Annotated in this window: 20 protein-coding genes and 1 pseudogene; 14 read left to right on the top strand and 7 right to left on the bottom strand. The window is 59.2% G+C overall.

Going from position 1 to position 24,173, the window contains the following annotated elements; genetic code table 11:
• Position 1 precedes the first annotated feature (1 nt).
• Positions 2–829, bottom strand: coding sequence for an ABC transporter permease (locus tag JIN84_RS21350; RefSeq protein WP_200353133.1), 828 nt, complete (start codon positions 827–829; stop codon positions 2–4).
• Positions 830–1,236: 407 nt separating this feature from the next.
• Between JIN84_RS21350 and JIN84_RS21345 the strand changes: the two genes are divergently transcribed.
• From JIN84_RS21345 to JIN84_RS23585, 3 genes and pseudogenes are all read left to right on the top strand, one after another.
• Positions 1,237–2,481: a toll/interleukin-1 receptor domain-containing protein gene (locus JIN84_RS21345; RefSeq protein ID WP_234043642.1), complete on the top strand. Its 1,245-nt coding sequence runs from the start codon at positions 1,237–1,239 to the stop codon at positions 2,479–2,481.
• A 9-nt stretch (positions 2,482–2,490) separates the two neighbouring features.
• Positions 2,491–3,537, top strand: coding sequence for an AAA family ATPase (locus JIN84_RS21340; protein ID WP_200353131.1), 1,047 nt, complete (start codon positions 2,491–2,493; stop codon positions 3,535–3,537).
• Between the two features lie 2,359 nt (positions 3,538–5,896).
• Positions 5,897–6,883, top strand: a pseudogene (locus JIN84_RS23585) (S1 RNA-binding domain-containing protein); the annotation flags it as partial.
• A 141-nt stretch (positions 6,884–7,024) separates the two neighbouring features.
• On the opposite strand, the gene fabV reads toward JIN84_RS23585, so the two are convergent.
• Positions 7,025–8,218: an enoyl-ACP reductase FabV gene (fabV, locus tag JIN84_RS21330; protein WP_200353129.1), complete on the bottom strand. Its 1,194-nt coding sequence runs from the start codon at positions 8,216–8,218 to the stop codon at positions 7,025–7,027.
• Between the two features lie 172 nt (positions 8,219–8,390).
• Here fabV and JIN84_RS21325 point away from each other — a divergent pair, with 172 nt between their 5' ends.
• The 9 genes from JIN84_RS21325 to JIN84_RS21285 all read left to right on the top strand — a co-directional run bounded on the left by JIN84_RS21325 (position 8,391) and on the right by JIN84_RS21285 (position 14,448).
• Positions 8,391–8,867 (top strand): DUF2846 domain-containing protein, encoded by a 477-nt coding sequence (locus JIN84_RS21325; RefSeq protein ID WP_200353128.1) that lies wholly within the window; start codon positions 8,391–8,393, stop codon positions 8,865–8,867.
• A 58-nt stretch (positions 8,868–8,925) separates the two neighbouring features.
• Positions 8,926–9,390, top strand: a complete 465-nt coding sequence (locus tag JIN84_RS21320) for a DUF4190 domain-containing protein (RefSeq protein ID WP_200353127.1) — start codon at positions 8,926–8,928, stop codon at positions 9,388–9,390.
• Positions 9,391–9,409: 19 nt separating this feature from the next.
• Positions 9,410–9,874 (top strand): GYF domain-containing protein, encoded by a 465-nt coding sequence (locus JIN84_RS21315; protein ID WP_200353126.1) that lies wholly within the window; start codon positions 9,410–9,412, stop codon positions 9,872–9,874.
• Between the two features lie 19 nt (positions 9,875–9,893).
• A complete protein-coding gene (locus JIN84_RS21310; protein WP_200353125.1) occupies positions 9,894–10,418 on the top strand; it encodes a CD225/dispanin family protein in 525 nt (174 codons plus the stop codon).
• A 1-nt stretch (position 10,419) separates the two neighbouring features.
• Positions 10,420–10,830, top strand: coding sequence for a DUF2752 domain-containing protein (locus JIN84_RS21305; protein ID WP_200353124.1), 411 nt, complete (start codon positions 10,420–10,422; stop codon positions 10,828–10,830).
• 146 nt (positions 10,831–10,976) lie between these two features.
• Complete coding sequence (locus JIN84_RS21300; RefSeq protein WP_200353123.1) at positions 10,977–11,720, top strand: pyridoxine 5'-phosphate synthase; 744 nt, start codon at positions 10,977–10,979, stop codon at positions 11,718–11,720.
• A gap of 3 nt (positions 11,721–11,723) precedes the next feature.
• A complete protein-coding gene (acpS, locus tag JIN84_RS21295; RefSeq protein ID WP_200353122.1) occupies positions 11,724–12,107 on the top strand; it encodes a holo-ACP synthase in 384 nt (127 codons plus the stop codon).
• A 95-nt stretch (positions 12,108–12,202) separates the two neighbouring features.
• Complete coding sequence (locus JIN84_RS21290) at positions 12,203–13,309, top strand: Gfo/Idh/MocA family protein (protein ID WP_200353121.1); 1,107 nt, start codon at positions 12,203–12,205, stop codon at positions 13,307–13,309.
• A 47-nt stretch (positions 13,310–13,356) separates the two neighbouring features.
• On the top strand, positions 13,357–14,448 hold the full coding sequence (locus JIN84_RS21285; protein ID WP_200353120.1) for an endo-1,4-beta-xylanase: 1,092 nt from the start codon (positions 13,357–13,359) through the stop codon (positions 14,446–14,448).
• Positions 14,449–14,611: 163 nt separating this feature from the next.
• Here the strand turns inward: JIN84_RS21285 and JIN84_RS21280 are convergent, their stop codons facing one another.
• The 5 genes from JIN84_RS21280 to JIN84_RS21260 all read right to left on the bottom strand — a co-directional run bounded on the left by JIN84_RS21280 (position 14,612) and on the right by JIN84_RS21260 (position 22,072).
• Positions 14,612–17,071: a prolyl oligopeptidase family serine peptidase gene (locus tag JIN84_RS21280; protein WP_200353119.1), complete on the bottom strand. Its 2,460-nt coding sequence runs from the start codon at positions 17,069–17,071 to the stop codon at positions 14,612–14,614.
• A 116-nt stretch (positions 17,072–17,187) separates the two neighbouring features.
• Entirely contained in the window at positions 17,188–17,637 is a 450-nt protein-coding gene (locus JIN84_RS21275; RefSeq protein WP_200353118.1) for a hypothetical protein, read from the bottom strand.
• A 44-nt stretch (positions 17,638–17,681) separates the two neighbouring features.
• A complete protein-coding gene (gene ligA, locus JIN84_RS21270; RefSeq protein ID WP_200353117.1) occupies positions 17,682–20,582 on the bottom strand; it encodes an NAD-dependent DNA ligase LigA in 2,901 nt (966 codons plus the stop codon).
• A gap of 36 nt (positions 20,583–20,618) precedes the next feature.
• On the bottom strand, positions 20,619–21,365 hold the full coding sequence (locus JIN84_RS21265; protein WP_200353116.1) for a hypothetical protein: 747 nt from the start codon (positions 21,363–21,365) through the stop codon (positions 20,619–20,621).
• 98 nt (positions 21,366–21,463) lie between these two features.
• On the bottom strand, positions 21,464–22,072 hold the full coding sequence (locus JIN84_RS21260; RefSeq protein WP_200353115.1) for a polysaccharide biosynthesis/export family protein: 609 nt from the start codon (positions 22,070–22,072) through the stop codon (positions 21,464–21,466).
• A gap of 128 nt (positions 22,073–22,200) precedes the next feature.
• Between JIN84_RS21260 and JIN84_RS21255 the strand changes: the two genes are divergently transcribed.
• Both JIN84_RS21255 and JIN84_RS21250 read left to right on the top strand, forming a co-directional pair.
• Positions 22,201–23,583, top strand: coding sequence for a class II fumarate hydratase (locus JIN84_RS21255; protein ID WP_200353114.1), 1,383 nt, complete (start codon positions 22,201–22,203; stop codon positions 23,581–23,583).
• 87 nt (positions 23,584–23,670) lie between these two features.
• Positions 23,671–24,042, top strand: a complete 372-nt coding sequence (locus JIN84_RS21250) for a glutaredoxin family protein (protein ID WP_200353113.1) — start codon at positions 23,671–23,673, stop codon at positions 24,040–24,042.
• Positions 24,043–24,173 lie beyond the last annotated feature (131 nt).

The raw sequence follows: 24,173 nt of genomic DNA, 5'->3' as shown, positions 1-24,173 counted from the left end.
ATCAGGCATTCTCTTTTTTCCGGAACAGCATCGGAGCGAGGACGAAGAGCGTGAGCAAGGCGGATATGGCGGAGGCGGCGGGGAGGTTCCGGTCCGCGAAGTTCCGCTGGGCGATCTTGTTTCCGATCATCTGCCCATCCGTGCCGCCGACCAGATCCGGCACGACGTAGGAGCCGAGCATGGGCACGAAGACGATGACCAGCGCGGTGGTGATGCCCTTGCGGATGCCGGGCAGGAACACCGAGCGGAACGAACGGAACGCTCCCGCACCGAGATCCCGCGCGGCATCCAGCAGGCCGAAGTCGAATTTCTCCGCCGCCGCGTAGAGGGGCAGGATGGCGAAGGGCAGGTAGGTGTAAACGCTGACCAACACAACCGCGCCGGAGTTGAAGAGCAGCGATTCGTTCTCACCAAGCAGGTGGATGGAGCGGAAAAATTTCGCGAGCGGCCCTTCCGAGTGGAGGATCTGGTTCCATGCGAAAACCCGGATCAGGAAATTCGTCCAGAACGGTACGATGACGAGCAGCAGCAATCGCGACCTCCATGCCGCGTCCGCCCGGGAGATGAACCATGCGACCGGCAGTGCGAGCATAAGGCAGATAGCGGTGACGGCTCCGCTGATCCACAGCGTGCGCCAGAGCAGGACGAGCGTGCTTTTCTCCCCGAAAACGCGGAACTGGTCCAGTGTCCACCCCGCGCCGATGCCTCCCGCCGGTGCCGTCTCACGGAAGGCGATCGCCAGCACCAGCAACGTCGGGACAAGGACGAACAGCGCCAGCCAACCGAAGCTGGGAAGGGTGGAGAGGAGTTCCGTGCGGTGTTTTTTCAATAATGTCCGCCGGATTAGAAAGCAGCCGACAGGGGGTGGCGAAGCTTTTTTGTGTAACTTTACATTGCCCGACATCCGGGAAATCTGGCAGACTACCTGAATGCTTACCCTTTTTTGGAGAAAATATTGCCGCGGTGCCGGCTGTTTCTCGGACGTCTGCGGGAGGATGTGAGGCCCCACTGGGAGCGTAGAATGGAATTCGCGCGAAATGCGGGAGTGAAAGCAAAGTCTAGCGATCGTTTTTTCGGCGGGTGGGCGCAGAAGCTGTGTTGATGTTGGGCAAGTAGCCCGGCACGTTCTTAGTCCTTTCCTTACATGTTGCAATGAATTCGTGTAGAACGCATTGGTTCCGTTTGTTTTAATGCTGGTGGGTTCGGATTCGTCCGCTAAAAATGGCGTCACTTTTGATGAGCTACAGGGTCTTTATCAGTTATCGGCGAAATGACGGCAATACCACTGCCGCATGGTTGGCCTCGGAATTGGAGAGGGAACTGGAGCGCGATGATATTTTCCTCGACAGATCCCAAATCGAACCTGGAGAGGTTTTTTCTGCGGTGCTTGAAAAGGCGGTGAATGTGTCTCCAGTGTTCATCTGCTTGATCGGGCCGCGCTGGAATGAGGTAATCGACGGCGTGCCTCGCTTGCAGAGGTCCGGAGATTACGTAAGAAGGGAACTCACTTTGGCGATTGCCGGTGCTAAATCGATCATTCCGGTACTCCATGATGGGGCACGAATGCCAGCAGCCGATTTGCTCCCCGAGGACATTCGTTCCATCCGGGATCACCACTGCCTTGATATGGAGGCACAGCGTCAACAGGTTTCGATGTCGGAATTGGTAGGCCGCGTCATAGACCGCTTGGATTCTTTGGATGAAACTCCATTTGAGGAGCGGTGGATCATGAATCAGATTTCTAATCTCCTCTCATTCGACGAGAGGAGAGTTAAAAGCGCTGGCCGGATTCTGGCCGCAAATCATCCTGAAATAATTCAGCTCGTACCGACTACCCGGCGCGGACTGGCGCACTGTCTCTATCGGATCGGTCCACTTGCGGTAAGTAGTCTGCTTCCGTTCGCTGAGAATGACCGGGTAATGGAGTCTCTTGTAGAGCTGCTTGCGACAAAATGGATTAGGTCGCCGGAGGCAAGTCGATTGCGCGAAAATCTGCTGCAAGCCGATCGGCCCAAGGCAGCGGCGGTGGAATGCATGCATCCGGATTTCACTCCGGCCAAGATGCTTCTCAAGGCATCCCATCAGGGGCGAAACTGGCCATCCGTCCATGTCAAGACGTCCGATCCAGTGGAGGAGATTCTGGAGCAGATCGCGGGAACTTTGGCGCGCATGTTTCAAAATACTTCGATTGCCGGAGCGAGAGCTGGTTTGAATGATTTGCTGCACCGCTACGCGATGGGCAAAAGGTTTCCGGTGATATTGAAACTCGATCATCGGGCGGGTATGGATTATCAACTGGTAAGGACAATCCAGAATACATTCCCGGCTTTAAAAATCCTTGTCTCTACTCCGGACTTTGATGAATTGTCGGCTTCAGGACTTGGCTATGACTGTTTCAAGCCCTACGGTGACGCTGCGGACGATGAGGATGAGGCTTACTTCGACTACCTTGATGCGAAACAAAGTTTTATCGAATCATGATTTCCGCTCATGTCACTCAATCATCCAATAGATTTTCCTTCTGTCATGACTCCATTTTTATCCTCTCTGTTTCACTCGCTCATCGAATCACCGGGAACATCCGTGGCTGACTTTCGAGATCCAGAGGAGGCCAGCGCTATGGGAGACCGGCGCGACGGTCGCTTCTACCGCTATGGTGAAGACCTCAAACTTGCGATTCGAGTGGCCTTGATTGTAGGTCGCCCGCTGCTCCTTTATGGACCCTCAGGTTGCGGGAAGTCTTCGATGGTCTTCAATCTGGCGCGCATCATGGGGCGCCGCTACTATGAATTCGTAGTGCATTCGCGCACTGAAGCCAAAGAGTTGCTCTACCGGTTCGATGCGATCAGGCGCCTAGGGGAAGCCCATCTGGGCGGGGCCTCGCTTTCGGATGAAGCCGAACCATTATGGCGGAGCCCTTACCCCTTTATCGAGCCGGGTTCGTTGTGGTGGGCTTTGGACCCGCTTTCTGCGGGGCGGCGAGGCCTTCCCGCGGGAGAGAATGATAAGCTTGTGCAAGCCCGAGATCCCGGTTGGAGTCCTGTGTCCGACGGGAAGGACTTCGTTCCTGCGATCGTACTCATAGACGAAATTGACAAGGCGGACATTGATTTTCCCAATAACCTGCTTGTCCCCCTAGGTTCCCGTCAGTTTTCCATCGAAGAATCCGGCGAAAATGTCAGATTTTCTTCTCTCTCTGCGGGGGATGAACCGTTTGTGATCATCACTTCCAATCAAGAGCGGGAGTTGCCAGAAGCTTTTGTCCGTCGCTGCGTGGTTTGTGAGATTTCACCACCTTCAGATGAAGACCTTATGGAGCTGGCACAGGCGACTTTCCGCCAAAGCGATGAACAAGTGGTTTCGGAATGGCGGCTGATACTTGACATACTTCGCAGAACCCGCGGCGCGGCTGTGGTGAGCCCCGCCGAGTTCATCGACAGCATCAAGGCCGTCGCCGCGTTGGGCACCGGGGATCAGAGCCGATGGAGGGAAATCATTCTTCACACCTCGTGGCACAATTCTTACAATTCGCAATAATGCGGAAGCGTTTGCCATGCGTGACCTACCTGTCGGCCTTTCGGATCTTGCTATGGTTTTTGGCGTCTTACAGCCCGACACCAAGGACTATGATCGAATTTCCCGATTGTTTGGGTTGAGAGGTGATTTCCTCGGAGACGCCCGGCCCGAACCTGTTGGATTTGCCGGTGTATCAGAGCCGACTGTCTCGCCGGAGGCGGCATCGGACGTGGAAAAAGGAGGTGGTGTTTTGTCTACACGAATACGGTTGCCGAAGCCACGGCCGTGGCAACCTGAACCACGTATCCACAAACCCGACGTCAAAGAGAAGTCCCTGCCGATCGGATTGTGCGAATCAAGGCCTCCGGCGGAACATGGAAAGTGCCCGGAGTATGTCGCACAGGCTGAAGAATTGGACTTTCCCGTTGAGGGGATACGTTACCATCCCACGCCGGACGCATTGGTGCCGGCACGTCAATTGCGTGGGTTGATTGCCCGGATCTTTTCAAAGAAGGTCCCGGGTGCCCCAGATGTGGATGCGCTTGTTTCTCTAATGGTTCGTGGTTTGCCGGTGCGTCGCCTTCCCCGCGTCCTTACAAAAGGTACTGCCACGGCAATCCGGGTCTGTCTGGACCATACTCTTCTTCAGGGGCCTTTGGCGTTCGATAGCGACCAATTGCTTGATTCCATCCATCGCGTTGCGGGAGGAGCGCTTAGGGCGGTTGAGATTCTTTCGGAGCCTCCCATGTCATCATCATTTGTCGGGAATACCGGTGCCGGTGAGATCGTGGTTTTTATCTCGACTTTTGGCTTGGGGGAAGACGCCTTGGAAGGTTGGAAAATCCGCAGGCGCTGGACAAACCTCCTGACGGAACTGAAGGCTTCTGGAATCGATACGGTTTGCCTCTCGCCTTTTCATCCTTCCCGCTGGCCCCGAAGGCTGACACGCTTGGCGCGCTTTTGTCATTGGTACAAACCGGGCCAGCAGTCCGGCAGGATGTTTAGCGATGCTACAGACGTGCTGGCGAAAGCCTTGTCTCTCGGTGCGATCATTGACTATGCTCTCTTGAGAAAAACCCGGCTTGCTTTGTTCCCGCAGAGTGATTCCGGCTTGGAATTCGATCTTCTCAATTCCTCATGGATATCGGGTAACAATAGCAAGCTGGTTATCCTGAAGTCCGGCCTTGTCGGCAGACTTAGAGAAAGTCTGGCAAGTGATCCAGTTCTTCTAGGTCAGATGAAAGAGGTGTTGGATCGGCAGCGCCCCCGTTCGGAAGATTGGACACGGGTGCTCTTCGAGGAACAAATCGTATACCTCTCGTTATCTGTAAGCGCAGGAGACGAACAAAATCTGAATCTTGCACTGGGGAGAGTGGCCAAGTCCTTGTTAGGTAGGATGCAGACACCATCTGCCGCACGGTGGGTACTCGGATTTTTGGACGAACTGCCGGAGCCCGTCCGCCAAGGCGAAGCCGCCGAGCTGTTGCGGGCGATCGCCCTTGTCAATCTTGGTTCTTCGGCAGCCTTGGTAGGCGAAATCGCCTGTCGGAGAAATGCCGGCTGGCTGTTTGAGGAAAAAGTATTGGTGGGCGTAGCTTGGAATGGGTCGGCAATTTTGCTCCGCGAACCACCGCAGTGGGATGATTTGGTAATCCCAGTCCCAAAAACCCGTCCACGGGTGGTGATGATTGCCTCCCAGGACTACAGCCGCTACAAGTTGCTCCGCTTCAGGCCAGGGAAGGGGGGCTGGACGAAGGCGACATCGCTACCCCGCACCTTGGTCACTGTCGATCATGCCGTCGCCACCATCATTACGCACGAATCCATGTGGACCACGGTTGAAAAACTATATGTGTCGGGACAAGGGGTGCGCGGATGGATCAGGAGGTCCGAACCGGGAGGCTATCGAGTGGACATCGGGTGTGCGGCATATCTGCCTAGCGATCCTCTGGTGGAACATTCGATGATACCGGAGTTACGGGGCTCGGGCAAGCCACAGATTTTTTATATCCTGCATCTCGATGAAATGCATCGGAAGATCACGGTTTCCTTGAATCCCGTGGGAGATAAGGAGAAAAAGGGATACCAAGCGCGCCTGAATCGATTGGAAGAGCGTATCGTGAAACTTGAAAAATATGGGGCGAATGATGAAGTTGTCCGAGCCAAAGTGGTAGCAGAGACTCAAAAGGGGTATTTGCTTGATATCGGATTTCCCGCGTTCATGGCTCATGAAGCATTCCCCATTATGGTAGGAGAAGAGATCGAGGTGATGTTGACAGGGTTCGACGAACAACGATCCTTGATTTTCGCTTCGAGAGGGAAGGTTGAAAAACTCAAGGAGCTGTCCAGGAAGAAAGAAACAATTGAATCTTTCCGTGTTGGCCAGGTGGTATCCGGGAGGGTTATCAATATCACGGGGCCCGGTGCTTTCTTGGATGTGTGTGGAGTGGGGTGTTTGCTACGTTTGGAAGATATGTCATGGCTTCTAGGCCAAACCGCTTCCGAATTGATCAACGAAAACCAGTTGTTGACGGTAGTGATCCTTAGTTTGGATCGCGAGAAAGGGCAGGTTTCAGTTGGACTAAAGCAAATGTCTGACGATCCGTGGATGGATATTGTAAGCAAATACCCCATCGGCCACAATGTTAAAGGCCGCGTGACCAAGCTCCTGCCATACGGCGCGTTCATCGAGATCGAGCGCGTTGTCGAAGGCTTCGTGCACGTTTCCGAGCTCAGCTGGGTCAAGCGCATCACCCGTCCTTCCGATGTCCTTAAAATCGGCCAGGAAATTTCCGCCGTCGTTCTCGGTATAAACATCGAGGAACGGAAAATCTCGCTCAGCGTACGCCAACTGGATCCCAACCCATGGGATGATCTGGAACTTCGCTATCCGGTGGGTGCCATAATCAAGGGCTCGGTGCGCAACCTCACAGGCTATGGCGCATTCGTGGAGCTGGAAGAAGGCATCGACGGCATGATCCACGTCTCAAACATGTCCTGGACACGCAAGATCGACCACCCGTCTGAAGTTTTCAAGAAGAACGACGAAGTGGAAGCCATCGTGCTCGCCATCGACAAGGCGAACCAACGCGTAGCCCTCGGGATCAAGCAAACCGAATACGACCCATGGAGCCTCATCGACAGCCACTTCAAGGTCGGCGATCTAGTCAAGGGCACGGTTGTGAAAATCGCATCCTGCGGTGCGTTCGTCTCGCTCGACGGTGACATCGACGGCCTCATCGACAACCCGCAACTCAGCGAGGACCACGTGGAGAAGGTCAAGGACATCATCAAGGTCGGCGAGGAAATCGAAGCCCGCGTCATTAAGGTCGACCACGATGAGCGTCGGGTCGCTCTTTCCTTGAGAAAAGACGGTGGCTCGGGAGATATCCGGTGAACTTGATCGAGGGAGGTGTTTCCGGCAGTTTTATCTTTGATGATGTGCCCCGATGATGGATACGGGTGAGTTTACGTGTCGTCCGGCCTGGCCGATATCACATTCCGATTATTATTTTTCCAACGAAGGAACGCGGACGTTCGGATCGGTGTCGGCGGCGTAGTCCACACCGCTGAGGCCAAAGCCGAAGAGGCGGAGGAAGCTGGATTGGTAACCTTCGAAATCGCCGAACTCCGCGAGGTTGTCGGTGTTGACGGTTTCCCAGCGCTCGCCGACCAGGGCCTGCACCTTGTCGTCCATTTCCCAGTCATCCACGCGGATGCGGCCCGCTTCGTCGGGCTGCGGGCTGTTGTTGTAGAGCCGGTCGCGGAGCAGGCGGTCCATCTGTTCGATGGTGTCCTCGTGCGTGCCATCTGCCTTCATCACCTTGTAGAGAAGCGAGATGTAGAGCGGCACCACGGGGATCGCCGAGCTGGCCTGGGTGACGAGAGCCTTGTTCACGGAGACCCAGGCCTTTCCGCCGATCGGTGCGAGCTTTTCATCCAGCGAGCGTTGCGCGCGCTCAAGGTCTTCCTTGGCCTTTCCAATGGTGCCGTTCTTGTAGATCGGCCAGGTGACGGAGGGCCCGATGTAGGAGTAGGCGACGGTTTTCACGCCGTCCGCGAGCACGCCGGCTTCCAGCAGCGCGTCCGTCCAGAGTTCCCAATCCTGCCCGCCCATGACGGCGATGGTCTGCTGGATGTCGTCGCCCTCGGCCGGCTCGATGGTCACTTCATTGACGACGCCGGTGGTGGTGTTGAGATTCTTGTTCGTGTAGCTCTCGCCCACGGGCTTTAGCACGGATTTGTAAACCTCGCCGGATTTCGGGTCGGTGCGGCGTGGAGAGGCTAGGCTGTAGATGACGAGGTCCACCTGGCCGAGATCCGCCTTGATGGCCTCGATGACCTGCTTCTTCACGTCGTCCGAGAAGGCGTCTCCATTGAAGGAGCGCGCGTAGAGTCCCGCGGCGGCGGCTTCCTTTTCAAACGCCGCGGAGTTGTACCAACCGGCGGTGCCGCACTTGTCCGCCTCGGCGGGTTTTTCGAAAAAGACGCCGAGGGTCGCCGCGTTCGATCCGAATGCGGCGGCGATGCGCGAGGAGAGGCCGTAGCCGGTGGAGGAGCCGATCACGAGCACCTTCTTCGGCCCGTTTTCGATCAGTCCGCGGCTTTTGACGACGGCGATTTGCTCGGCCACATGCTTGGCACAACCTTCCGGGTGGGCGGTGGTGCAGATGAATCCACGGATCTTGGGTGCGATGATCATAGGTGGGGAGGCTATCGCGGCAGGGCGGGGAGGCAACTGTTTTTGCGGGTGGCGGTTGATTGCGGAAAACGGGAAATGGCTCGTAATGATCCATGCCCTGGCACAGGCTCGGGACATGTTACCGGTTGGTAACGAAGCGTCTCGGAACCAAATCCATCATCACCGGTTGAAAATGAAGTATCTGCTTTTATTGTTGTGTCCCATCCTCATGAGCTGCGGCGCGAGTGGTCCCCGCTTCACCAATTCCGCTCCGGCTGCGGGAAGAGGACGTGTGATCGTCTACCGCGTGCCGTCCACCCCCGGCGGTCGGGCCGCGAACGTGACGGTGGATGGTCGGCGGCAGGGCAGATTGAAAATGAAAGGCTACCTCGCCTACGACCTTCAACCGGGGAGACACATCATCGGCATGACATTCGACAAGTCGTCCACCTTTGGTGACGTCACCCCGGCATCGCAGGAAGTCCACGTCGGCAATGGCGGCAAGGTCTTCCTGCGATACAGTACCAAGGCGGTTTACGGAGGACCCGGCATGATGATCGGTAATGTCATGATGCCCGACTACACGATGCACGGAATTCTGAGTCATTGCTCCGAGGTGCAGGCGCTTCCCGAAGTGAGGCGTTATAACATGGGCGAGCCGTCACGCTGAGGTCTCACGTCCGATTCCGTTTGTCATCACAACGGGATGGTCGGACACTCGTCCGCGGATGACGGAATGGTATTACGGAGAAGGCGGTCGCAGGTTCGGCCCGGTTTCCGAACAGGACCTGGGTTCGCTCATCGCGGCGGGCCGGGTGAGGGTGGAGACCATGATCTGGTGCGAGGGCATGGAGGAATGCCGTTCCTTGGCACGGGTGAGTGCGGAAGGTGGCCTGGAAGTGCTTCCGCCTTCGATGGGTTACGAGCTTCTACGTCCCGGCACACGCTCCGGCTGGGCGGTCGCCAGCCTGGTCTTCGGGATACTCGGCCTGGTAAGCTGCATGCTGTTTCTCGGAATCCCCGCCGTCGTTTGCGGTCATGTGGCGCTGCAACAGATCCGTAATTCGCGGGGCAGGATCGTCGGGGAGGACACGGCGCACGGCGGACTGTTGTATGGTTACCTGTGCGTGGTGATCCTGTTTTGTCTGATGACGGCGGCGGTGGTCGTTTTCGCTATCGCCAAGAAACCATGATCCGGCAAGGATCAGGCCCATGCAATGGTATCACGCTGAAAACGGCCAGCGCCACGGCCCCATCTCCGAGCAGGATCTGGGCTCGCTCATCGCGGCGGGCAGGATCGGACCGGCGACGCTGATCTGGCGGGAGGGAATGGCACAATGGCTGCCGCTCGGCCAGGTGAGCGCTGAGGGCGGGTTGGCCGTTCTGCCGCCGTCCGCCGGTTATGACCTGCTGCGACCCGCGACGACCTCCGGCCTGGCGATCGCGAGCATGGTCTGCGGCATCCTCGGCCTGGTGCTGTCATGCATGTTCCTGGGAATTCTGGGAATCCCCGCCGTCGTCTGCGGGCATATGGCGATGCACCAGATCAACAATTCCCGGAACATGATCGTCGGACGGGGGATGGCTCTCACCGGTTTGATCTGCGGTTATCTGGGACTGCTGACGATGCTCGGGTTCATTCTCCAGATCGTTTTCGCCCTCGCTCATTTCCCGTGATTTGTTACACACCCCGCCCATGGAATGGTATTACTCGAAAAACAACACGCAGCTCGGTCCCGTCACCGGGGATGAACTCCGTGCGAAGCTGTCCTCAGGCGAGGTTTTTCCCACGGATCTGATTTGGAAAGAGGGGATGGCCGACTGGCTGCCCGCGTCCCGGGTTCCGGAGTTTGCGTCGGGTGCGGTATCCTCTCCCGCCATTCCACCGGTGGTGCCCGTAACGGGAAACGCGGGGGCTTCTCCCTATTCCACACCATTTTATCCGTCTCCGGCCATGATCGGAGTTCCGATTCCCAACTACCTGTGGCAGTCCATCGTGGTGACATTGTTCTGCTGTCTGCCCTTCGGCATCGTCGCCATCGTCTATGCGGCGAAGGTGGACGGCCTGCGTGCTGCGGGGGATGTGGCGGGGGCGTCGGCGGCTTCCGCATCCGCGAAGACCTGGTGCTGGGTGTCTTTCGTTTCGGCGCTGGTCCCTGCCTTGCTGTGGTTGCTGTTCGTCATCTTTTTTGGTGCCATCGGCGTGTTGCAGAATCACTGAGATGCGAGCGGACCGTGCGCTTTGGATCGCCCTCGGAGTGCTTCTCCTGTCGGTCGCCGCGTATTTGCTCCGGCAGAGCGGTCCCAACGGGCTGCCGTGGCTTCCCCGCTGCATGTTTCACGAAATCACCGGGTTGCACTGTGCCGGCTGCGGCATGACCCGCGCCGCCTACGCCGCCCTGCACGGGGAAATCGGCACTGCCTTCCGCTACAATCCGGTGGGCATGATTCTTCTGCCGCTGGCGGGGATGGGCGTGGGGCTCCAGCTCCTGGGCTGGGTGCGAGGGAGACCGCTGCCATTCCGTCTGGATGTCGGTGTGAAAGGGGGATGGGGCATCGCCATCGCGCTCATCGCATTCTGGATCCTTCGCAACATTCCGTCATGGCCTTTCACACTGCTCGCGCCGCCGTGAACAGGCTCGTCTCCCCGTCGGCCATGGGTCGGATTCATTTCTCGCCATTCTCTTTTCCCATGTCTTCAAATCTGGTGTCTTAGTCCTAAAAACCGGTCCACAAGTATCATGCTTGCCGCGAGGCTTCCCGGCGGGTATTTCCGCGCATGTCCTTGCTTCTCGGAGTCAACATCGACCACATCGCCACCCTGCGCCAGGCCCGCTATGCGAAAGAGCTGTCCTCGCCGAACGCCGAGCCCTGTCCCGTGACCGCCGGTCACGACGCGGTTGCCGGAGGCGCGGACTCCCTCACCATCCACGTCCGCGGCGACCGGCGTCACATGCAGGACGCGGATGCCTTCCGTATCCGCGAGGAGATCAACATCCCGCTCAATCTTGAGATGGGTGTCACCGAGGAAATGGTCGGCATCGCCCTGAAGCTCAAGCCGGAGTTCGTCTGCCTCGTGCCGGAAAACCGTATGGAAGTCACCACGGAAGGAGGCCTGAACGTGCTCGCCAGCTTTGACAAGACCCGCATGGTCATCGCCCGCCTCCAGGACGCCGGCATCCGCGTGAGCGTTTTCATCGACCCCGATCTGGATCAGGTCGAGGCCGCCGGAGAGGCCTGCGCCGACATGATCGAACTCCACACCGGAGCGTTCGCGAACGCGACAGGCGACAATGTCCAGGTCGAGCTGGACCGCCTCATCGCCGCCGCGAAGGAAGGCGCCCCCAGCCTGCAGGTGCACGCGGGCCACGGCATCAACTACACGAACATCGCCAGAATCCTCACCATCCCGCACCTTTCCGAACTGAACATCGGCCACAGCATCATCGCCCGCTCCACCCGGATCGGTCTTGCGGCGGCGGTCCAGGAAATGAAACTGCACATGGCGGCTTACCAGGCGTGAACCATGCGGATCTACGGCATCGGCATCGACGTGGTGGAGGTCGGACGCATCGCGGCCGCGATCGAGCGGCTTGGCGAACCGTTTCTCGCGAAACTTTTCACATCCGCCGAGCGCGCGTATTGTGACGCACAGAAAAAACCCGAACTCCACTACGCGGCCCGCTTCGCCGCGAAGGAGGCGGTTTCGAAGGCCCTCGGCACAGGCATCGGCGGACAGGCGGGCTGGCTGGATCTGGAGGTCACCCGCGACGCCGCGGGCGCGCCGAAGCTCCTTCTGCAGGGAGTCGCCGAGAAATTCACGAAAGCCCAGGGCATCAGCGAGATCCAGATCAGCCTGACGCATGCGAGGGAATACGCCGCGGCGAATGCGATCGCGGTGTGTATCTGACTGAAACCCTCCGCAACACCACGCTTCAAGGAAGGCTCCGGGATGCCGCACCTTTTGCATTGCATCCGCACGGCTTTGCGCTTGGTTGGAGCATCATGAACCCATTTTCCCGCCGCCATTTCATCCAGCTCGGAGCCGCCGCAGCGGTTTCGCCGTTTTTCATCGCCCGCGCGCAGGAAGCGTCCCAGAAAAAACTGGGGGTGGCGCTGCTCGGACTGGGAGATTACTCGACCAACCAGCTCGGACCCGCGCTCAAGCAGACGAAAAACGCCCGTCTTGCGGGGATCGTCACCGGTTCGCCGGAGAAGATCCCCAAGTGGCAGAAGGAATACGAGATCCCGGACGGAAACATCTACAACTATCAGAATTTCGACACCATCGCGGACAACAAGGATATCGACATCGTCTATGTTGTCACCCCCACCGCGCTGCACCCGGAGTTCACCATCCGTGCGGCGCAGGCCGGCAAGCATGTGATTTGTGAAAAACCGATGGCACCGACCACGGCGGACTGCATGCGCATGATCGAAGCGGTGAAAAAGGCGGGCAAGACGCTGCAGATCGGCTACCGCCTGCACTGGGATCCGAACCACATGCGCCTGATGGATGCGATGAAGAAAAAGGAGTTCGGCGATTGGAAATCCATCTCCACCGCGAACGGCTCCGTCATGAAATCCTTCACCGGGTTGAACGCGTGGCGTATCGGCAAGGATCTGGGAATCGCAGGCGCTCTCTACGACATGGGAGTCTATTGTGTGCAGGGTTCGCTCTACACCGCGGGCATGAATCCCGTGAGCGTCACTGCGAAACATTTCACGGACCGTCCGGAAATTTTCAAGGAAGTGCCGGAAACCTACGAGTGGGTCCTGGAGTTCGCCGACGGCCGCAAGGCGGAAGGGACTTCCAGCTACGGCCGCCAAGGGAATTTCCTGCGTGCCGTGGTGGAGAAAGGGGTGGTGGAAATCGCTCCCGGCTACAACTACGGGGGTGGCCCGAAAGGCCGCACTCCGGATGGCGAGATGAACTTCGGTCCTGTGAACCAGCAGGCGCTGCAGATCGACGGGCAGGTGGCGTCGATCCTCGCCGGTACGCCGAGTCTCGTCCCCGGAGAGATGGGCGCGCGCGACATCCAGGTCATCAACGGAATCATCGAAGCCGCCGAGACCGGGAAGGCGTTCACCTTCGGCAAGTTTCCTTACTGACAGATTTGTCCGGTTGCTCCCACAAATCCATATCCCCTATTTCCCATATGATAAAACCACTATTCCTACTATTCGCCGCGACACTGGTCGCGCAGGCCGTTCCTGGCAAACAATGGACTCCGGAAGAGGCGAACGCCTGGCATGACAAACAGCCGTGGCTCATTGGTGCGAACTACGTGCCGGCGACCTCCATCAGCCAGCTGGAAATGTGGCAGGAGGAAACCTTCGATCCGGAGCGAATCGATCTCGAACTCGGCTGGGCGGAAAGCCTCGGGTTCAACACCATGCGTGTCTTCCTCCACGACATCCCATGGAAGACGGATTCCAAGGGCTTCATCAAGCGCATCGAGAAGTTCATCGACATCGCCGAGAAACACAAGATCCGTCCGATGTTCGTGTTCTTCGACAGCTGCTGGAATCCCGATCCGAAGCCCGGCAAGCAACCCGAGCCGAGGCCGCATGTCCACAACTCGGGCTGGGTGCAGAGTCCCGGCTGGGAGATCCTCCAGGACTCCGCCAAGCAGGACGAGCTGAAGCCTTATGTCGTCGGCGTCATCAGCCATTTCAAGAACGACAAGCGCATCCTCGCATGGGACCTCTACAACGAGCCGAACAATGAGAACGGCGGCCGCTTCAAGGAAGACCCTGCGAAAAAATTCCCCAAGGCGCTGGAACTGCTGAAAAAGACGTTCGAGTGGGCGCGTGAGGCGGAGCCCACCCAACCATTGTCCTCCGGCATCTGGATCGGAGATTTCGCGAAGCCGGATGACTTCGCGCGCTATCAGCTGGAGACCTCGGACATCATCAACTTCCACACCTACACCCCTTTGGAAAAGACGAAGGAGCGCGTGGAGGCGTTGAAAAAATACAACCGCCCCATCATGTGCAGCGAATACATGGCGCGTCCGGAAGGCAGCACCTTCCAGGCGGTGCTCCCGTATTTCAAGGAACAGAAGGTCATTTCGATGAACTGGGGCTTCGTGGACGGCAAGAGCCAGACCATCTACCCGTGGGACTCTTGGAAAAAGCAATACACCGGAGAACCGGACCCATGGTTCCACGACATCTTCCGCAAGGACGGGACCCCGTACAAGGAGGATGAGGTGAAACTCATCCGCTCGCTGACAGGGGCGAAATAAGCTGGCAATCGTGCCCTCAAGGCGTCGCCCCCCTGCGGAGCGGCGCTTTTTTATTATACCGGTTGCGAAAAATCATTTCCGAAACGAGTGCGCCAAGGATCCACAAGTCTTATGGAGTATCGGAAACAACTTCTGGCAAACAGGCTACTTCTGTCTCCCGCGTCTATTCTCCGAGAAGGTTTTTTCTCAGGAATCCCGCGCGGCGGAATTTTCCATAGGGCGTCTCGGCCGCACCGTGGCCGGCGTTCATGACGGGGATGTAGTCGAATTCCTTGCCCGCCTGTTGCAGCGCGTTCACGACCTGTGCGGTGGATGCGGGATCGACGTTCGTGTCGAGCTCGCCCACGACGAGCATGAGCTTGCCGGTGAGTTTCGCGGCGTGGGTGACATTCGAGTTGTTCGCATAGCTGTCGTCCACGGGCCAGCCCATCCATGCCTCGTTCCACCAGATCTTGTCCATGCGGTTGTCGTGGCAGCCGCAGTCCGCGACGCCGGCCTTGTAAAAATCCCCGTGATGGAGCAGGCCCGCCAGCGTGCTCTGGCCGCCGGCGCTGCCGCCGTAGATGCCGACACGGGTGAGGTCCATCCAAGGGCGGCTTGCGGCCGCCGCCTTGATCCATGCGATGCGGTCCGGGAAGCCGCTGTCGGAGAGGTTCTTCCAACAGACATCGTGGAAGGCCCGGCTGCGCCAGTTCGTGCCCATGCCGTCCATTTTCACGATGACGAAGCCCAGCTCGGCCATGGCGTTCATGCCGGACCACGTGCTGTAGTTTTTCGGGACGAAGAAGTCGTGCGGCCCGGCGTAGATGTCCTCCACGACGGGATATTTTTTCGCGGGATCGAAATGGGTGGGACGGATGATGACGCCGTAAATATCCGTGTCGCCGTCGCGGCCCTTCGCCACAAACCGTTCGGGGCGGCTCCAACCGGTTTTGCGCAACGCTTCGTCGTCCTCGCGTGCGAGCTCCGCGATCAGCCTGCCGTCATCCGCCCGGCGGAGTTCGGTGACGGGTGGCTGGTCGACACGGGACCAGGTGGCCAGGATGAAATTCCCGTCCGGAGAGAACCTGATGCCGTGGTTGCCATCGCTGGTGGTCAGGCGGGTGAAGTTCGCGCCGTCGAAGTCCACCCGGACGAAATGGGTGTGATAGGGATCCTGCCCGGTCACTCCCATGACCTTGAGGAGCAGCCTGCGCTTCTTCTCATCCACCTCCACCACCTCGCGGACATTCCATTTTCCCCGGGTGATCTGTTTTTTGACCTCACCCGACACGGCGTCCAGCAGGTAAAGGTGGTTGTATCCATCGCGTTCGGAGGCCCAGAGGATCTCGCGGGTTTCGGGAAGTTCGTGGATGTATGTCTTCTGCGAGTAGTCGATGAACGTCGCGCTTGTGTCTTCATATATCTTCCGCGCGACGCCCGTGTCCGCCCGCACGCCGACGATGCGCATGAGTTGGTGCCCGCGCTGGTTGTAGACGAAGGAAAACTCCGAGGAATCGGCGGCCCATGAGATATGGTTGATCTCCCATGGGTTGCTGAAGAGCGAGTGTTCGACGGGAATTTCCCTGCGGTTTTCGATCTCCAGCAAACAGGGCATCGGCTGCTCCAGAGCGTCGCCGGGTTTCGCGTAGTCGAGGGTTTTCAACTTCGGCTGGAGCTGGTCCGGCGGGGAGGACTGGACGATGTGGATCTGCCGCGTGTCGACATGCCGGGTGCGGAAGGCGACGATCTTTTTCGAATCCGGCGACCACTTCAGCGGCCCGTTGAAGCTGTTTTCCGGCGTGCCACCCCGGCTGATCGCGATGGCGTCGCCGCCCTCCGCAGGTTCGATGAAGACATTGTGATCCCGGATGGATGACTTCCATTTTTTATCCGGTGAAAGATCGTCCCGCACGCGGGGCGGCGCTGGAACCCGCCCGGTGACGCGGGCGATGGTGGGGGTGTCCTCGGCTTCGAGGGCGGCGAGCGGTTCGCCCGTCGAACGGGTCATGAGCCAGACGTGGCCCGCGTAGGTGTTCTGCGTGAATTTTCCACCGGGCTCGATCCTGCCATAGGATTTCCGTTCGCGGCCGCTGACCCAGAAGATTTCGATCTCGCCATCGCTGCCGTTTTCGATGGTGAGCGCGGAGGGCGGCCCGCTGCGGCCCGAGCGGCCGCGGATTTCCTCGGGGGCGAGCAGGCGGCTTTCCTGTGGCGGCAGGTCATCGGGCGAGACCTGTCCGGCCGATGCGTCCCAGCGCCAGGATTTTTCAAACGCGCGGAAACGCACGGTGCCGTCCGCGCTGATTTCGAGCTGATCCAGCGGCAGATGCCTGCCGTCGGTCACGCGCCCGGCGGCTTTCGCGAGTGCCTTGGCCAGCAGGTCGTGATCGAAGGCGGGTGACAGGGTGCCGGACCGGAGATGGACTTTGGAAAAGACCAGCTCGTCATTTGTTCCCCTGATCCGGTAGGCCAGGTGGCTGCCATCCGCCGACCAGAAGGGGCGGAAATCATTGTTCGTGATGAGGGAGCCGGACTTCCTGCCGGTTTCTTCCGCACGCCGCATGTCCTCCCTCAGATCTCCGGAGGATGCGGAAGAAACACACAGGCCGGTGAGGAGGATGAAAGTGGGCAGGAGTCTCATGTTTTGGAGGAAAACACGGATGCCCGCCGACCTCTTACACCGAAATGGGATTTGCGTGGAATCTGTATGGGAGGCTGGGGAATCCGCACAAGGGATGCGGGACTTGTCGACCCTTCTCAGAGGATGTGGAAGACGATGGTGAGTTGGAGAGTGACGGCGACGGACAGCAGCAGGAACCACAGGGCCGGCCACCGCCATGCGAAGCCCGCGGCCTTCAGACGGATGACGACGGTCGTTCCCATCGCGCAGATACTGGCAAGCAGGCTGCCAAAGAAGTAAAGCGCCGCACCTGAGGTGATGGAAAAGGGAATGAGAACGAGGCTGCCGATGAGGCAGGCGATGCCGAGTTCCCGGATGTAGATCCACCTTTTCGCGCCGAGCAAGAGCCAGCCGAGCAAGATCTGGATGGCCCATTTTCCCCCGGCGATGGAGCCGGAGAGGATCATGGTTTCCTGCGAGACGTAGCCACCATACACCCGGATGAAGAGGGCGGTGATGAGGGTGGAGAGCGCGAAGGCGACGGTGATTTCCGCCGCCTGCCTCAAGGTTGGGAGGGGATGGAGCATGGGAATGATGTCGGTCCCATAGGACTTATGGGGTCCTATGGGTCCTATGCATTTCCGACAAGCGCCTGAAGCCCCTCCTCATCAAGGATGGGGACGCCGAGTTTCTCAGCCTTGTCCCGCTTGGAGCCACCACCTTCCCCCGCCAGGACGTAATGGGTTTTTGCGGAAACGGAACCGCTGACCTTGCCTCCCTTGCTTTCGATGAATTCCTTCATCGCGTCGCGGTCCATGCTTAGGGTTCCGGTGATGACGAAGGTTTTTCCAGCGAGCGGCAGGACGGACAGATCGGCCTCCTCGGCGATGGGGAGGTAGTTGTCCGACTGGGGATCGATGCCGAGTTCGGTGAGCCGGGCGAGCACGTATTGTCCGGCTTCCGAGGTGAAAAAGCGGGTGATCGTTTCCGCCACGGCGGGGCCGACATCTCCGGTGATGGAATATTTCGCGAGGAAATCGTTCTGCTTTTTCGCGGTGGCGCGGGTGTCGCGCAGGAGTTCCGCAAGGATCTCAGAATTGGCGATTTCCCCGATGCCGAGATGCAGGCGGGAGAGTTCCTTCGCCGCGGATTCGCCGAGCTGCCGGATGCCCATGGCGAAGAGCCAGCGGTGCAGCGGCTTGGATCTGGCGGCATCCAGTGCGGCGAGGACCTTGGCTGCGTTTTTCTCTCCGAAACGGCGTGGGGATTCTTCGGTGCCGAGATTGAGGTTGGCGAGGGTGTCCTCGGTCAGCTTGAAAAGGTCCAGCGGCGTGGTGCAATGACCGTGGCGGACGAGCGCCTCAGCGACGATTTCACCGAGGCCGTCGAGATCAAGGGCCTTGCGGGCGGCGAAGTGCTTGATGCTGGTGACCGTCTGGGCCGGGCATGCGAAGTTCGTGCAGCGCCATGCGACGAATCCTTCCTCTTGGGAAATGGGGCCGCCGCACGACGGGCATTTGCCGCCGACACTGTCGTAGAGGGAAAACGGAACGGCTCCTTCCACGTGGCGGATGACCTTGACGATGGCTGGAATGATTTCTCCGGCTTTCTCAATGAGCACGGTGGCCCCCAGCCGGATGTCCTTCTTGGTGATCTCGTCCTGGTTGTGCAGCGTGGCGCGGGCCACGGTGGTGCCAGAGACGAGCACGGGCGTGAGCTCCGCCACGGGGGTCAACACTCCGGTGCGACCGACCTGGATGGAGATGGCGTTGAGCGTGGTTTCCTTCTGCTCCGGCAGGAATTTGTATGCGGCGGCCCAGCGCGGCGCACGCGAGGTATAGCCGAGCTGCTCGCGTTCGGCGCGGTTCAGCACCTTGATGACGGCTCCGTCCGTGCCGTAGTCGAGGTGGTGGCGGTCGATGTTGATCTGTCTTACCGCCTCCAGCAACTCCTCCAGATTGTTCGCATTGAGGATGGGCTGGTTCTGCGGAATGCCGAGGTTGGCCAGCAGGTCGTGGAATCCATGCTCGGTATCGAGCGGAGTGCCGTCGTAGGCACCGAGCCCGTGTGCGAGGAAGGCGAGCGGGCGCTGTGCGACGATCTTGGGATCGAGCAGTTTCAACGTGCCGGCGGCGGAGTTGCGTGGATTGGCAAAGGTGGGAAGACCCGCTTCATCACGCTCCGCATTGAGCGCGGCGAAGGCTTCGTTCGGCATGAAAATTTCGCCACGGACCTCAAGCAGGGTGGGGATGGCGGGTGGAGGAGGGGCGGCGAACGCGTCACCCTCCGAGAGAATCTGGAGGTCGATGGGAACAAGCTCGCCATCTTCGGTCTTGATGAGGTTGCCGACATGGGCGTCCGCGATCTCCACGCCCGATTCGTCATTTTTCCAACGGTTGTGCCCGGTGGAATGATAACCGTTCGAGGTGAACCATGTGGCGATTTCCTGAGCGGTGGGCTGCACTCCCGGCACATAAGGTTGGGAAATGACAAGCGCGGGGCCGAGCTTGGTTTCCAATACTCCGTGGAGCTGGATGTCATCGCCGAACACCTGGTTCGCAGCTTCCAGGTTTTTCAAATAAGCAATCGCATCACCTTGCGCTCCGAAATACGGAGGAAGAGTGAATTTGATCACACGGCCACGGCTCTGGAGGTGGAAGACCGTGTGCTCGGACTGGCCGCCTAGCTGAGGGTAACGAGCGGCGAGTCTTCCGAATCGTCTCGGGTCGAGGAGCCGGTTTGATTCTCCGGCCCACGATACCACGGATTCGGCTTCCTGTCGGACCCGTTGCGGAACATCTGTTCCATCGCCTCTTCCGAGGTCATCGACAAGCCTTTTCGCCAGGCTATTTCCCTGGCTTTGCGGAGGCGTGCGGCGAGAAGCTGCGTTTGGTTCATGGGTGTCAAGATAGGGAAGAAGGCTGTCCAAGTCAACCGTGGGGGGCGGCTGGGGTGCTTCATGGAATTTCAATTCCAATGGAATGCTACGGATCGTCCGTACATTGTGCGTCACATCGTCCCCCGTCTGGCCGTCACCCCGGGTGGCGGCGTAGGCGAGCTTGCCGTCGCGGTAGAGCAGGGAAACGGCGACGCCGTCGATTTTCGGTTCGATGGTGACGGCGATGTCCGGGCGTTTGAGATTTTTCTGGAGGCGTTGGTAGAAGTCGATGAGTTCCTGCTCCGCGCTGGCGGCCCCGGATTTTTCCATGGCCTCGGCACCGAGCTCGAACACGTCGTCGATGCTGAGCATGGGGACCGCGTGGCGGATCTGCTGGAATCCCTCGATGGGCGCGCCGCCGACGCGCAGGGTGGGGGAGTTCGCATCGTGGAACTCGGGGTGTTTTTCCTCCAGAAGTTCCAGCTCGCGGAAGAGCGTGTCATACTCCGCATCGGAGATTTCCGGCGTCGCCTTGTTGTAGTAGAGGCGGTTGTGGTGGTCGAGCTGGGCCCTGAGATCGCGGATGCGCGTCTCGGGTGGGGGTGCGGAGGAAAAAAGATCAAGCTCGTCCATGTGGAGAGTCTTGTCCGCCACACGAAGTTTTCAAGGCAGGAGTCCGCCGGGTGGGGATTACGGCACCTCGACGATCTGCGGCTTCTTCTGGGTGAAGCGGACGACGAGCTGGTAGCGTGCGCCATCCCGCGCCGTGCCGAGCAGCGCGCTTCCACCCTCGATCTTCCACAGGTGGGACGGGGAGAACATGCCGTCCGTGAGCGAGGTCACGCCGGGGAGAGGACCTTTTTGCAGCGGCTTGCCGTAGAGTCCGGTGAGCAGCTCGCCCAGCTGTTTCCAGCCGGGTTCCAACACGGACTTATAGTCGGATTCGGGACGGAGGTCGGTTTGCAGGGTGAGTTCCTTGAGTTTGCCCGCTTCCGTCCAGTCGAAGTAGAGGAAGCCATCCAGCGCGCCGATCTTCGCACGGGTCTTGAAAACGCCGTTCAGTCCGGAGCGGCCGATGAAAGCCTCGTCCGCCGTCATCTCCACCAGCTTGCTGACCTTGAGTTTTTTCAACGCGGTCTCCCGCGTGTCCTTGAAGGTGAGATTGTCGAAAAACGCCGTGGGGTCCGCCGCCGGAGGAAGCCCGCCGATGGGCTGGTTCGTATCCAGCCACTTCACGTCGTCCGAATGGAGCTTGGTGAACTCGATGGTGAGTTCCTTTCCTGCGTCCGTTTTGATCGTGACGCTGGTGGCGTCCCGCTTTACGAACTCGCCCTGTATTGTGCGCGTGCCATCCGCGCTCTTCCAAGGACGGGCCTCGGCAAACACGGAGGAAAAGGAGGCGGCGGCGATCAGCGAAATGAGGAGATGGCGTGGCATGGCGGTCCGGGTGGGGTTTATACAGAAAATCCGCGGGATGTCTAACGCTGTCGGCGGGGGATTTTTCGTTTTCACCATTTGCCATCCTCCGGGCATCCTCACTCCGTCAGTTTTCTCACCGCTTCCTCGGTTCCCTTCCATTTGTCGAAAACCTGCTTCTGCTCGACTTGGATGGAATCGTTCGGCAGCAGGACGATGTTCTTGTGGGCGAGGTTGGTGAAGTCCAGGCAGTACTGCTTTCCATCCCGCAGCAGGAGCAGATTCCTCCCGCCGAATTCATTCCGCCCGCCCGCCGCATCGATGGCCTGGATCACCGTCATGCCCTTGCGGAACGGGCTGTCGCCGGCGCGGCGGACCTGCCCACCCACACTGACAACCGCCGTTCCCTGCTGGTCCTTGCCCTGCAACGCCTCCACCTCGATGGCGGGGCGCGCGTAAATTCCGGCCTTCACATAGGCCGCCTCCGCAGCCCGTGCGAACTGCTCGGGCGTCAATCCTCGTGCGGATACCAATTCGTCGAGCAGAGGCAGACGGATCCCGCCGCTTTCCCCCACTCGATAGACGCCCGAGATTTTCTGCTGCTCCACCGGCCCAACGCCCCGGATGGTGAGGTTGATCTGCTCACCCGGCTCCAATCCCGCCAGAGCGGAGCTGGGGAGGACGACGAAAAGCAATGATGCGGCGATGTTTTGAAGCGGGCGTTTCATAAGTGGATTGGTGAATTACAAATTAACTTTGTGGGAAAAAGTTAATCTGGCAAGCATGGAATCGAATCCCCATTCACGAACGTTTCCGGTGGAAATCGCGGGGAACGAAGGCATGATGCGGTTTGATCATGAAAAAGACCGCTGCTGAAAGCCATCGGGTGGAACGCGATTCCATGGGAGAGATGGAGGTGCCCGTGGAAGCGCTTTATGGCGCATCAACTCAACGGGCGGTGTTGAATTTCCCGATTTCCGGCACGCGGCTGCCGTCGGCCTTGATCCATGCCTACGGGCGGATCAAGAAGGCGGCTGCAGAAACGAATGCGGAGCTCGGCCTGCTTGATCCGGTGGCCGCGGGAAACATCGTGCGGGCGGCGGAGGAGATCATCGCCGGCAGGCACGACGCGCAGTTTCCGGTGGATGTTTATCAGACCGGCTCGGGCACTTCCACGAACACGAATGTGAACGAGGTCATCGTGGGTTTGTGCGGGCATGCGGTGCATCCGAATGATCATGTGAATTTGGGGCAGTCATCGAACGACACGTTTCCCACGGCCATTCATCTGGCGGCGGGAATGGAAATCCGGCAGACCTTGATCCCTGCGTTGGAGAAGCTGGCGGCTGCGCTGGCACGGAAGGCCGGGGAGTTTCATGGAGTGCTCAAGATCGGCAGGACGCATCTGATGGATGCGACTCCGGTGCGGCTTGGACAGGAATTCGGTGGTTGGGCGAGGCAGGCGGAGTTGGCGGCGAGGCGCGCGGAGAAGGCGCTCGAAGCCTTGCTGGAGCTGCCGCTGGGTGGGACGGCGGTGGGGACGGGACTGAACACTCATCCGGAATTCGCGGCGAGGGCCATCGCTCGGTTGGCGGAGTCCACCGGAATTCCGTTTCGCGAGGCGGAGGATCACTTCGAAGCCCAGTCTGCGAAGGACGGTTGCGTGGAAGCGCACGGACAGCTTTCCACCATCGCGGTTTCCCTGCACAAGATCGCGGGCGATATACGGCTGCTGGGTTCGGGACCGCGTTGTGGGTTGGGCGAGATCGTGCTGCCGGCGACGCAACCGGGATCGTCGATCATGCCGGGAAAGGTGAACCCGGTGATGTCGGAATCCGTCACGATGGTGGCGGCGCGGGTGGCGGGAAACCAGACGACGGTCACCTGGTGTGGGGTGGGTGGTTTTCTGGAACTGAATGTTTCCATGCCTTTGCTCGGGAGCTGCCTGCTGGAATCCATCGGACTGCTGGCGAATGTGGCGGAGGCATTCCGCGAACGGTGTGTGGAGGGCATCCGCGCGGATGAGGAACGGTGCGGGGAACTGATCGAACTTTCGCTTTCCATGGTCACGGCGCTGGCTCCACGCATCGGCTACGACCGGGCGGCGGCGATCGCGAAGGAGTCGGTGTCCACCGGACGGACGGTGCGGGAGATCTGCATCGCCCGGTCTGATGAGCTGGGCGTGACGGCGGGCGAACTGGAGGAATTGCTGGATCCGGGGCGGATGAGCGGGCGGTGACGGTTTTGCCGCACCGGATCCATACGACGTGACAGGGCTTGCGGTTTTTCCGCCGCGCTCTATCCTACCGCCAAACAAATCACCGACATGTCCAAACCAACTCCCAAAATCACTGCCTACCTGAAAACGTTCTGCGGCTGGAGCGAAGGCGTCCGCGCGATCATGCGCAAGTATGAGCTGCCTTACGAAGAGAAGGACATCATCAAGAATCCCGCGTTCCGCTGGGAAATGGAGCAGCGCAGCGGCCAGCCGCTCTCGCCTTGTGTCGAGATCGACGGCCACATGCTGCCGGACATTTCCGGTGAGGAAGTGGAGAAATGGCTGCTTGAGAACGGCTATTTTGAAAAAAGCGACGCCACTCCGGACGCGCCGATCAATTCGTCCTGCACGGACGAGCAGCACGCGGAAATGGCGCTCGGACGCCTGCCGGTGCCCGGCAAGATCCGCTTCCTGGATTGATCGGGAAATCTGGCCGGAACCGCCTGGCCACATCATTTCGAGCCCGCTTCGTTTGACCATCAAACGACGGGCTCTTTTTTCGAGAGCGGACAGCCATACCTGATCGCACGTCTTCCCTCTTGAGCTTCCTG

The sequence above is a fragment of the Luteolibacter yonseiensis genome (genome assembly GCF_016595465.1).
In the GTDB taxonomy this organism is placed as follows: Bacteria; Verrucomicrobiota; Verrucomicrobiia; order Verrucomicrobiales; family Akkermansiaceae; genus Luteolibacter; species Luteolibacter yonseiensis.
Note: the sequence above shows the minus strand (reverse complement) of the source record. Positions and strands in the feature narration are given on the sequence as shown.

Bases quoted from the DNA above. Each gene is read 5' to 3' on its own strand.
- JIN84_RS21320 (WP_200353127.1), top strand. From the start codon at position 8,926: ATGACGGAATGGTATTACGGAGAAGGCGGTCGCAGGTTCGGCCCGGTT.
- JIN84_RS21275 (WP_200353118.1), bottom strand. From the start codon at position 17,637: ATGCTCCATCCCCTCCCAACCTTGAGGCAGGCGGCGGAAATCACCGTC.
- JIN84_RS21315 (WP_200353126.1), top strand. From the start codon at position 9,410: ATGCAATGGTATCACGCTGAAAACGGCCAGCGCCACGGCCCCATCTCC.
- JIN84_RS21325 (WP_200353128.1), top strand. From the start codon at position 8,391: ATGAAGTATCTGCTTTTATTGTTGTGTCCCATCCTCATGAGCTGCGGC.
- JIN84_RS21260 (WP_200353115.1), bottom strand. From the start codon at position 22,072: ATGAAACGCCCGCTTCAAAACATCGCCGCATCATTGCTTTTCGTCGTC.
- JIN84_RS21345 (WP_234043642.1), top strand. From the start codon at position 1,237: ATGAGCTACAGGGTCTTTATCAGTTATCGGCGAAATGACGGCAATACC.
- JIN84_RS21250 (WP_200353113.1), top strand. From the start codon at position 23,671: ATGTCCAAACCAACTCCCAAAATCACTGCCTACCTGAAAACGTTCTGC.
- JIN84_RS21285 (WP_200353120.1), top strand. From the start codon at position 13,357: ATGATAAAACCACTATTCCTACTATTCGCCGCGACACTGGTCGCGCAG.
- JIN84_RS21265 (WP_200353116.1), bottom strand. From the start codon at position 21,365: ATGCCACGCCATCTCCTCATTTCGCTGATCGCCGCCGCCTCCTTTTCC.
- JIN84_RS21255 (WP_200353114.1), top strand. From the start codon at position 22,201: ATGAAAAAGACCGCTGCTGAAAGCCATCGGGTGGAACGCGATTCCATG.
- JIN84_RS21310 (WP_200353125.1), top strand. From the start codon at position 9,894: ATGGAATGGTATTACTCGAAAAACAACACGCAGCTCGGTCCCGTCACC.
- JIN84_RS21305 (WP_200353124.1), top strand. From the start codon at position 10,420: ATGCGAGCGGACCGTGCGCTTTGGATCGCCCTCGGAGTGCTTCTCCTG.
- acpS (WP_200353122.1), top strand. From the start codon at position 11,724: ATGCGGATCTACGGCATCGGCATCGACGTGGTGGAGGTCGGACGCATC.
- JIN84_RS21340 (WP_200353131.1), top strand. From the start codon at position 2,491: ATGTCACTCAATCATCCAATAGATTTTCCTTCTGTCATGACTCCATTT.
- fabV (WP_200353129.1), bottom strand. From the start codon at position 8,218: ATGATCATCGCACCCAAGATCCGTGGATTCATCTGCACCACCGCCCAC.
- JIN84_RS21290 (WP_200353121.1), top strand. From the start codon at position 12,203: ATGAACCCATTTTCCCGCCGCCATTTCATCCAGCTCGGAGCCGCCGCA.
- JIN84_RS21300 (WP_200353123.1), top strand. From the start codon at position 10,977: ATGTCCTTGCTTCTCGGAGTCAACATCGACCACATCGCCACCCTGCGC.
- JIN84_RS21280 (WP_200353119.1), bottom strand. From the start codon at position 17,071: ATGAGACTCCTGCCCACTTTCATCCTCCTCACCGGCCTGTGTGTTTCT.